The organism is Salipiger sp. 1_MG-2023, assembly GCF_030547555.1.
Taxonomy (GTDB): Bacteria; Pseudomonadota; Alphaproteobacteria; order Rhodobacterales; family Rhodobacteraceae; genus Salipiger.
Genome location: NZ_JAUOQN010000095.1, coordinates 1 through 9,031 on the forward strand (window position 1 = coordinate 1; position 9,031 = coordinate 9,031).

The 9,031-nt window shown below is 64.4% G+C and carries 8 protein-coding genes and 1 pseudogene; 4 read left to right on the forward strand and 5 right to left on the reverse strand.

What is annotated here, in order from left to right; genetic code table 11:
• Positions 1-176: 176 nt before the first annotated feature.
• Positions 177-698 (forward strand): transglutaminase family protein, encoded by a 522-nt coding sequence (locus tag Q4543_RS23070; protein ID WP_303442218.1) that lies wholly within the window; start codon positions 177-179, stop codon positions 696-698.
• A 494-nt stretch (positions 699-1,192) separates the two neighbouring features.
• On the opposite strand, the pseudogene Q4543_RS23075 reads toward Q4543_RS23070, so the two are convergent.
• From Q4543_RS23075 to Q4543_RS23085, 3 genes and pseudogenes are all read right to left on the reverse strand, one after another.
• Positions 1,193-2,069: pseudogene (locus Q4543_RS23075) on the reverse strand (transposase); the annotation flags it as partial.
• 123 nt (positions 2,070-2,192) lie between these two features.
• A complete protein-coding gene (locus tag Q4543_RS23080) occupies positions 2,193-2,444 on the reverse strand; it encodes a hypothetical protein (RefSeq protein ID WP_303442221.1) in 252 nt (83 codons plus the stop codon).
• Between the two features lie 431 nt (positions 2,445-2,875).
• Positions 2,876-4,573, reverse strand: a complete 1,698-nt coding sequence (locus Q4543_RS23085; RefSeq protein ID WP_303442224.1) for a peptide ABC transporter substrate-binding protein — start codon at positions 4,571-4,573, stop codon at positions 2,876-2,878.
• A gap of 162 nt (positions 4,574-4,735) precedes the next feature.
• Here Q4543_RS23085 and Q4543_RS23090 point away from each other — a divergent pair, with 162 nt between their 5' ends.
• Genes Q4543_RS23090 through Q4543_RS23100 form a run of 3 tightly spaced genes read left to right on the forward strand, consistent with a single transcriptional unit; the run spans position 4,736 to position 7,615 of the window.
• Complete coding sequence (locus Q4543_RS23090) at positions 4,736-5,608, forward strand: MurR/RpiR family transcriptional regulator (protein ID WP_303442227.1); 873 nt, start codon at positions 4,736-4,738, stop codon at positions 5,606-5,608.
• Entirely contained in the window at positions 5,601-6,344 is a 744-nt protein-coding gene (locus Q4543_RS23095; protein WP_303442229.1) for an N-formylglutamate amidohydrolase, read from the forward strand. The genes Q4543_RS23090 and Q4543_RS23095 overlap by 8 nt, the downstream gene beginning before the upstream one ends.
• A complete protein-coding gene (locus Q4543_RS23100) occupies positions 6,341-7,615 on the forward strand; it encodes an FAD-binding oxidoreductase (protein ID WP_303442231.1) in 1,275 nt (424 codons plus the stop codon). The genes Q4543_RS23095 and Q4543_RS23100 overlap by 4 nt, the downstream gene beginning before the upstream one ends.
• A 95-nt stretch (positions 7,616-7,710) precedes the next feature.
• On the opposite strand, the gene Q4543_RS23105 is transcribed toward Q4543_RS23100, so the two are convergent.
• Positions 7,711-7,839 (reverse strand): hypothetical protein, encoded by a 129-nt coding sequence (locus Q4543_RS23105; RefSeq protein WP_303442234.1) that lies wholly within the window; start codon positions 7,837-7,839, stop codon positions 7,711-7,713.
• Between the two features lie 473 nt (positions 7,840-8,312).
• A complete protein-coding gene (locus Q4543_RS23110) occupies positions 8,313-8,771 on the reverse strand; it encodes a hypothetical protein (protein WP_303442238.1) in 459 nt (152 codons plus the stop codon).
• Between the last annotated feature and the right edge of the window lie 260 nt (positions 8,772-9,031).

Consider the following 9,031-nt stretch of genomic DNA (forward strand, 5'->3'; position numbering starts at 1 on the left):
GGTCGCCGACGCCGCCGTAAAACCCAGTAGCTGCCATTCGCGGGAACTTTAGTCTTGTTTTCCAAGACAGATGCTTTTTCTACGCCGCCGACGAATGGACGGATCTGGGAGCGTTGACGGTACCGCAATATTGCGACCTAGATGGCGACCTTGCCCGATGGGTCGAGGACTTTGTCATGGCGCGCCCGACCGACACGCTGTCTCTGCTGAAGGACATCAGCAATGGTGTGTTAACGCAGATTTCCTACCAGAGCCGCGACGACGAAGGCACCCAGTCGCCAACCGAGACCCTCAACCGGAGAAGGGGCTCGTGCCGCGATTTCGCGGTTTTGCTTGCAGAAGCAGCCCGCCGGCTTGGCTTTGGCGCCCGCATCGTCTCGGGCTATCTGTCCGATCCAGAAATGAGCCTCGTTGGGTCGGTGGGTTCAGGGTCTACCCATGCTTGGGTCGAGATATTTGTCCCCGGTGCTGGATGGATTGCCTTCGATCCAACGAACCGAAGCGTTGGGTCTCAGAACCTGATTCCAGTCGCAGTCGGGCGCGACATTCACCATATCGCACCGGTCTCTGGAAGCTATTCAGGAGGACGGGGTGCTCATTCTGATCTTGCTGTCGGAGTTGCGGTGCAACTTGCGAAAAATGATCATGCTGCTGCTATGGAGGAGTGGACAGATCGTCCGTCTGGATCAAGGTCGTAGCCACCGTAGTTGTGCAACTTGTGTGCAATCCAAGGTGAAGGTCCGCAAAGCGCTCGAAAGCAGCCTCCTGCGCAAACGCAGCGAATTCACGCTTTTTCCGCTAAGCTGCCGATGGGCTTATTCGGTTTCCACATCCGCCTTGGTGAAGGATTTTCGATGCGGGCCGTGGTGCAACGTTGCCGAGTTGCGCGTCGTCGGCCCGCGTTGGAAATCCTCCCAAGGTGGAAGCTGCGGGGCCTGAGTGTGGCTATGGGCAAAGTGAGCTTGGTTTCCCAGTGACGGTGGAACTTGGTGGACCGCTCGAAGGATGTTGGCCGTCTCCGAGGGCGTCGTGATCTGCGCTGGTGACGATATTCGGTCTCAGGTGGCGTATTTCATCGGTGGTTCGCGGGCGCTGCAGCTTGTGAGGCAAGGCGGAGCCAGTCCGGTACGGGCGCGAGAACCGGAGTGGTGTTCGTGGTAGTGACGGGCAGGTCGTCCCGGACCGGCATGGTCGGGCCAAGCAGGGTTCGGATCCGGTCGATGTTGGGCTTCCAGGTCGCGCTAGCCAGCAAGCCGTCGTGCCGGATGCGGTGGAAGCCGTCGGGCAGGACGTGCATCATGAACCGGCGGATGAACTCTGGCGTGGCCAGGCGCATGACCCTTGCCGATCGCCGGATTTGACGCGGTAGTCCTTCCAGCGGAACGCGACGATCTCGGCGTCTGCGCTGATCAGGCGACGGTTTGAGATCGCGACGCGGGGGGTGTATCGGCTCAGGTAGGCGAGCACGGCCTCAGGGCCGCCGAAGGGCGGTTTGGCGTAGACGACTCATTCGGCCTTGCGGAACGGGACGAGCCAGGCTGCAAAGGCATCCGCCTGCGCCAGCCGTTCGAGGTCGCCGTAGAAGGCCAGTTCCCCGGCGGCATGAAGCGCCAGCAGTCCGTCGAGGAACAGCCGCCGAAACAGACGTGACAACACCCGAACATGCAGGAAGAATCCCAGCTTGCAGGCGACCCACCGGGCGCCGTCCGGCGAAAGCCCTCCGCCCGGCACGATCATGTGGATGTGGGGATGATGGGGTCACGCCATAGGCGTGCTTACAGCACGACGCCGGTCCCCAGGTGTGCAGCACGCTGGTCATGCCGACACGGGCGCCGAGGCGCTTGGGATCGGCGGCGATGGTCATGACCGTTTCCGCAGACGCACGGAACAGCAGGCCATACACGGCCTTCTTGTTCCAGAAAGCGATTTGCGCGATCTCGGCTGGCAGGGTGAAGACCACGTGGAAATACTCCACGGGCAGAAGGTCCTCGGCGCGCCGCCATCCAGTCGCGTGCCGCTGGCCCCTGGCACTTCGGGCAATGGCGGTTCTTGCAGGAATTGTAGGCGATGTGGTGGTGGGCGAACACCCTCTTGCCGCTGTCGATGCGCTTCGAGCGCATGAAAAAAGGGGGCGCCCCGGTTTGGCGCCCCTCGTGTCGGGCCTGTGCATCATGCCATGTCTGGCAAAGCGATCAGCTGTTGAAGTTGCGGATCAGCGCTTCGGCCTGGAATTTTGCCTTTGCGGCGCTGCCCTGGTCGGACACGACCTGCCAGGCGGCGACGGCTTCGGCGTTGCTCAGCGAGGCGACATCGGCGTTGGGGGCGATCTGCGACAGCGCCTTACGGGCGGCGTCGCCGGTGTTGTTGGTCTGGGCCGATGCGGCGCCCGCCAGAGCGGCAGTTGCGGTGAGGGCGGCGGCGGCGGCAAGAGCGATGCGGTTCATGGGATATCTCCGGTTTGATATGTGCGTTTGTGTTCAACGTTTCCGTCTTGTAGGAGACATATCGGTCGCAGGGCGCAAAGGTTCAAATCACAGGATCGCTCTCGCGCGCTCTTGGGGATGTGAGAATTCTGGCTGGAACAAATGCTGGTTCGGGCTGTTCTTCTGATTAATAAATTGATATTTAGCAACTAATCTTGAAGCGCCCAGTCGATTTTCACCGCGGTTCCTGTAACAGTCGCAAGCCAAACGGCCGATTTTCGGATGACACACCCGCTTTGTGCATCAGCGCACAAATCTTGGGGCATCCGGCGGATGGGGCCACCCGCAGCCGCCCCGATCGTCGCCGCAGCGGCCCGGACAGCCGCCGCCCTACAGGCAAACGCCCCCGCGTGCAGGGCGGGGGCGCATCGGTGTCGGGTCAGCGCCGAGTCCTAGTTGGCGCGGTGCCAGTCGGCGATGTTCCAGATCTGGCTGTCCCAGCTGTTCATCCGCACCCCGGCCAGACTCTTGGCCTTGCCCGAGATGTTGCGGCGGTGGATCAGCGGCACGATGGAATAGGACTGCACCAGAAAATCGTTCATCTGGCGCGCGATCTCTGCGCGCTCCTCCAGCGAGGCGGCACTGCGGAAGGCAAGGATCAGCGCCTCGTAGGGCTGTGAGCAAAAGCGCTGGATGTTGTTGCCCTGCCACTGCGTTTCGGGCGAGGGGATGTTGGCGCAGCTCCAGTTGCCGAGGAAGGCTTCGGGGTCCTGCCCCTTGGAATTGTCGGTATACATCTGCACATCGGCAAAGAATTTCTGGCGGGTGTCGGGGCTGCCGGGGTCGCCACCGAAGAACACCGAGGCGTCGATGTTGCGAAGCTCGGTCTCGACGCCGATCTGGCGCCACCAGTCCTTGATCAGCGCCTGACTGTCCTGCCGCACGCCATTGGTCGAGGTCTGGAACAGGATCGACAGCGTCTGGCCGTCCTTGTCGCGGATGCCGTCGCCGTCGCTGTCGGTCCAGCCGGCCTCGTCAAGAAGCGCCTTTGCCCCGTCGAGATCCTGCACGGCGCAGCCGTCATTGGCATCGGATTTGTACAGCGCCGGGGCCGGAACCACGGCGCAGCCGGGCACGCCCGCATCGCCATAAAGCGCCTCGGCGATCAACCCGCGGTCGATCGCCATCGACAGCGCTTTGCCCACGCGCGGATCGGACAGGAACGGATGCGCGCCGCCGGATGTGGTCGCGCGCGCCTCGCCCAGATCGGGATCGGGGTTGGTCTGGTTCAGGAACAGGAATTCCACCGCCGGGCCGTCGGCGGTGATCACCTCGCCCGGCCCGTCCGCCATCTGTGCAAGGATGTCCGGCGAAAGCTGAAGGTTCCAAGAGTAGTCGACCTCGCCGGTCTGCAGCACGGCGCGGGCGGCCGAGGCCGGATCGCCGCCGCCCTTGATGGTGACATTGGAGAAGGCGGGCTTGTCGGCCTCGCGGTAGCCGGGGTTCATGCTGAAGGTGACCACGTCATTGGCGCGGAAATCATCGACCACATAGGGCCCGGTGCCGATGGGATGGCTGTTCTGCTCGGTGCACTGGGCAACGCGGCTGCCGGTGCAATCCTTGAACTGCGCCTCCTGCAACAGCGGCGCCTCGGAGCTAACGAAGGCGGTGTAGGGATAGGGCCTGGGCTCGTCGAAGCGCACCTCGATGGTGCGCTCGTCAAGTGCCACCACATCCGACACGCCGTCGAACTGCTGCAGCGCCGCGCAGCCGCTTTCCTCGTCGGTGCAGTATTTCCAGGTAAAGATCGCATCCCGCGCGGTCACCGGCGTGCCATCGGACCACGTCAGCCCGTCGCGCAGGGCCCAGGTCACCGACTTCAGATCTTCGGCCACGCCGCCGTTTTCCACTGTGGGGATGGTTTCGGCGAGGATCGGCACCAGCGCCCCGGTCTCGTCGAAGCGCGCCAGCGGTTCCAGGACGAGCGATGCCGCTTCCACTTCCTTGGCGATGCCCGACAGGTAGGGATTCATCGTCGAGGCGGCCTGCCAGTAGAGGATCTTCAGCACGCCATCGCTGCCGCGTTCGGCGCTGGCAGCCATCGGCAGCACTGCCATGGCTGTTCCAAGCATCACTGCAAGGGTCTTCATAAGGGTCTCTCCTGTTGGTCTTGAGTCGGGCACCGAAGGCAGCCGGATGTCTTGGCCCGAGGATCAAAGGATTCGCCCGGGATGATGTAATAGATGTTGCGTAAGGTGATTTTGTAGGTCAAGTTGTAACAAACGATACATGGCGAATTTTTCGGACCACCGATGAAAACTTCCGAAGATCTGGCCTCGCGGCTGCGCAACTCCGCGGTGTCCGCAGCCGAGCGTAAGCTCGCGGCGGCCTTTGCCGAGAATTTTCCCACCAGTGCGCTCGGCACCGTCGAGTCGCTGGCGACCCGAGCCGGTGTCAGCGGGCCGACGGTGCTGCGCTATCTCGCCAAGCTGGGGTTTCCACGCTTTGCCGAGTTTCAGGCGGCGGTGATGCAAGAGGTCGACAGGCAACTCGGCTCGCCGCTCATCCAGATGGAAACGCCCTCGGAGGACGCCGCCAACGAAGAGCATCTCTATCGCCGGGTTCTGCTGATGCAGGCCGAGAGCTTTCGCCGCATGGCGGACCGCGCCGTGCCCGCCGAGTTTGACAAGATCGCCGACCTGCTGGCCGATCCGAAGCTTTCGGTAAAGACCCTTGGCGGGCGCTACAGCCGCAACCTCGCGCAGCGTTTGTCGCTGCAACTCGGGCAGGTGCGCGCCGGGGTGTCGCTGATCGATCAACCGCTTGGCTTTGCCTATGACCCGCTGCTTGACATCGGGCCGCGCGATTTGCTGGTGCTCTTCGATTACCGCCGCTACCAGGGCGAGCTTTTGCGCTTTGCCGAGGGCGCACGGGACGCGGGCGCGCGCATTGTGTTGCTGACCGACCTTTGGCGCTCGCCAATCGCGGCGCTGGCCGAGGCGGTGCTGACCGCGCCGGAGACTTCCGCCTCTCCCTTCGGCTCGCGCGTGGTGCCTACGGCGCAGGTCGAGGCGCTGGTCGCCGCCGTGGTCGAGCGTGATCGCGACGCGGCGCGCAAGCGCCTTGCCCGGATTGAAACGCTACGCCGATACGGACCCCACGACGACGAGGATGCCGATGACTGAAATGCCGATCATCCTCAATCCCGAGGGCCGCTATCCTGGGGTTATTGTCGTGGACCACGCGGGCACCGGAACCCCGGAGAGCTACGGCGCGCTCGGGCTTGGGCCAGAGTGGCAGGGCACCCACCATTTCTGTGATCTGGGAATCGAGCCGGTCGCGCGGGCACTGGCCGAACGGCTTGATGTGCCGGTGATCCTTGGCACGGTAAGCCGGCTGGTTATCGATCTCAACCGCTGGCTCGATGACCCGCGCTCGATCGTCACAACGGTCGAGGGCCAGCCGATCCCGGGCAACGCGGCCCTGACCGAGGCGCAGCGGCAGGCGCGCCATGCGCGCATCTTCTGGCCCTACCACGCCGCGCTGGCCCAGCTTTGGGATCGTGTCTGCGCCCGTCATTCCGATCCGGTCTTTTTCGCGCTGCACAGCTGTACCCGGCATTTCGACGGGGCGCGCCGCCCTTGGGACGGCGGGACCATCTGGAACGAGTCGCCGGGTCTGGCACATGCGCTTCTGGACGGTCTGGGCGACGAAACCGGGCTGACGTTGGGAGACAACCAGCCCTATTCGGGGCGACAGGGGGTCTATACCCTCGACCGCCACACCTGGGGCAGTGGCCGGCGCGCCTGCGGGTTCGAGATCAGCAACGACTTGCTGGAAACCCCGCAGGGCCAGCGCGCCTGGGCCGAGCGGTTGAGCCGCGCGCTCGGGCAGGTGGCCCGGACCGAGGTGGGCGCATGAGCATGGACGGCATTTCCAGACAACCGCCCTACGCGCTGAGCGCACCGCAGGCGCCCGAGACCCCGGCGCTCGACGGCAGTCTGTCGGTCGATGTGGCGCTTGTGGGGGCCGGGTTCAGCGGCACGATCAGCGCGTTGCAGCTGTGCCGCCGGGGCCTGTCCGTGGCGCTGATCGAGGCGGGCGAGATCGGGCAGGGCGGCTCGGGGCGCAACCACGGCCAGTGCATCCCGGTGTTCGGCTATCTCGATGAGACCGAACTGCCGCCCAAGGGGTTTGCACTGTTGCGCGACGCCGGACGGATGGTGTTCGACCAGATCGCCGAGCTTGGCATCGACTGCGCGCCGGTGCAGAAGGGCTGGCTCAACGCGGCGCATGACGCGGCGGGCCTGATGCGCGCCCGCGCCGCCCATGCGAAATATGCCGCGCTGGGAAAGGCGGGGGCCTTTCTCGGTCCTGATGAGGTGGCGGCGCTGAGCGGCGTGCCGGGCTATCTTGGCGGTTGGGTGCATCGCGACGGCGGCCATCTCAACCCTCTCGCCTATGTGCGCGGGCTGGCCGCTGCCGCGCAGGCGGCGGGCGCGAAGGTCTGCACACAGACACCGCTGCAGGGGCTGTCGCGCAATGCGGCGGGGCGCTGGGTTCTGCGCACGCCGAATGGCGAGATCACCGCGCGCAAGGTCGGCCTTGCCGTCAACGCCTATGGCACCGCGGCGATCCCGGCGCGGCTTCGCCACAGCCTGGTGGCGATGACCTCTTATGCCATCGCCAGCCTGCCGCTGAGCGCAACGCAGCGCCGCGCCGTGCTGCCGGGCGGCGTAAATTTCAGCGACACGCGGCGCGATCCGATGTTCTTTCGCATCGACGATGCCGGGCGGCTCATCACCGGCGGTCTTGTCGAACTCAGGCGGGGGCGCTTCAGCGCGCCGACCTGCGCCGAGGCCGGGGCCCGGATCGCCGCACACTACCCGGTGCTGGACGGTCTCGGCTGGACACATCACTGGACGGGCACGGTCGGCATCTCTGCCCGCCAACGCCCGGCGATCTTCGAGATGGACGAGGGGCTCTGGGGGCTGGCGGGATATTCCGGGCGGGGCGTGCCGACCTCGGCCGCGCTCGGTCGCGCTTTCGCCGCGACGCTGGCAGACCCGGCCGAAGGCGCGCGGCTCTGGCCGCAGGAGGCACCGGCGCGCATCCCGGCCGGGCGGCTCATCGGCCTCACAGTGCAAAGCCTGCGCGGTCCAGTCAACAAGCTGCGCGACCGTCTAGCCTGAAGCCGGCGTCGAATATACGTTCCCGGCCACCCTCCCGGCTCAGGCGCGAAGTGGCGCCGCGCGCGCGGATGACGACGACTGGTCGCCACCACTTGTCAAAAGCGGGCAGCATCCGGCTCGCCCAGATAAAGCACACCCTGCGAGCATTGTCGCAGGCGCGGCGGCGTCTCGTTGCCGTCACTTCGATGCGACGAAACGGCGATGGCACCGCCGACGATGCTCATCGCGCAAGCCCCTTCGCATATGTCGATGCGCCCCAAAAGGCGCGGTATCTGTGATGGGCCACAGCGACGGAACCGACGGTCGGTGTTCTCGACAGTGCCTTTCTATCAGGGCGAGGAAGGGTCGCAGAACCAAGCCTGGGTTCCGAGCCGGGCCTGCAGGTGCGGCCACGACACGAACTCCGTGCCGCGGTCGAAGGTGATAGACTTGCGACCCGCCAAGGGCAAATCCCGCACCGCCTTCACGATCTTGCCCCTCTCGGCAGATTGTCTCGCAATCGCCTGCCGGGCAATGCATGATCGGTTTCGTGCGCCTGTTGGCGTTTTTCAGCAGCACGGTGAAGCGGCTGACACGTTCGACAAGAGAGGTCAGGTTGGTCTGGCCAAGCGACTGCTTGAACAGCATAAAATCGCCGTCCCAGTGAGCGAACCCGCGGCGGTGCGCCACGTCGTCTGGACGGAACAAAATACTGACATCACGATCGAACTTTTGGCGCGCAGCGCTTGCGGGCTCGGCGCGGCCGGCGGGCCTTGCGGTGTTCGGGCAGATACCAGCAAAGCTCCTGTGCCATGCCTTCCTTCGAATAGATTTCGCGGAAGATCGCCCTCCTCTCGGGACATCGCCTGCCGGGCAGTGCATGGCAGACCCGGAGCTGCGCGCCGTCATGGATCAGCCGGTTGTCGATCTGTTCGGGGGCCTCGTCGGCCGACAGGCGCATGCACGGCATGCTGCCGGGGGGGCCGTTCTTGATCCGCTCGACAACTTGATTTCGAAGCTCTGGATGCCGGATCAGCTTGCGCTGACGGGCGCGCCGATGGATGGCTTTCTGATGCGCGGCAGCATAATGGTCGCCGTCATCGCCCGGTAGGCACTCATCGCTGAACCAGTCTCGTTTGATCTCGCGATAGATGGTGGCTTTCGAGCGCTGCAGCACGCGCGTCATCTCCCGGACGGGGATCTGCGCCAGCCGCCAGCGTTCGATCTAAACACGTTCCTTGACGCTCAGTTGCGTGTATACCGCTCCCATGGCAGACTTTCTCCATTGGATAAACATCTCTTTTCTAATGGGAGTCGCACTTGAGGGTAGCGCGCACCTGCGAACGTCTATTAAGCGCGCAATGTGGATTATGTAATAAATTGTCGAAACGACCCACCATTCAAAATGGCGGATGTGTCCGAGATTCAATTGGTCGT

Bases quoted from the DNA above. Each gene is read 5' to 3' on its own strand.
- Q4543_RS23070 (WP_303442218.1), top strand. From the start codon at position 177: ATGGCGCGCCCGACCGACACGCTGTCTCTGCTGAAGGACATCAGCAAT.
- Q4543_RS23080 (WP_303442221.1), bottom strand. From the start codon at position 2,444: ATGAACCGCATCGCTCTTGCCGCCGCCGCCGCCCTCACCGCAACTGCC.
- Q4543_RS23085 (WP_303442224.1), bottom strand. From the start codon at position 4,573: ATGAAGACCCTTGCAGTGATGCTTGGAACAGCCATGGCAGTGCTGCCG.
- Q4543_RS23090 (WP_303442227.1), top strand. From the start codon at position 4,736: ATGAAAACTTCCGAAGATCTGGCCTCGCGGCTGCGCAACTCCGCGGTG.
- Q4543_RS23095 (WP_303442229.1), top strand. From the start codon at position 5,601: ATGACTGAAATGCCGATCATCCTCAATCCCGAGGGCCGCTATCCTGGG.
- Q4543_RS23100 (WP_303442231.1), top strand. From the start codon at position 6,341: ATGAGCATGGACGGCATTTCCAGACAACCGCCCTACGCGCTGAGCGCA.
- Q4543_RS23105 (WP_303442234.1), bottom strand. From the start codon at position 7,839: ATGAGCATCGTCGGCGGTGCCATCGCCGTTTCGTCGCATCGAAGTGAC.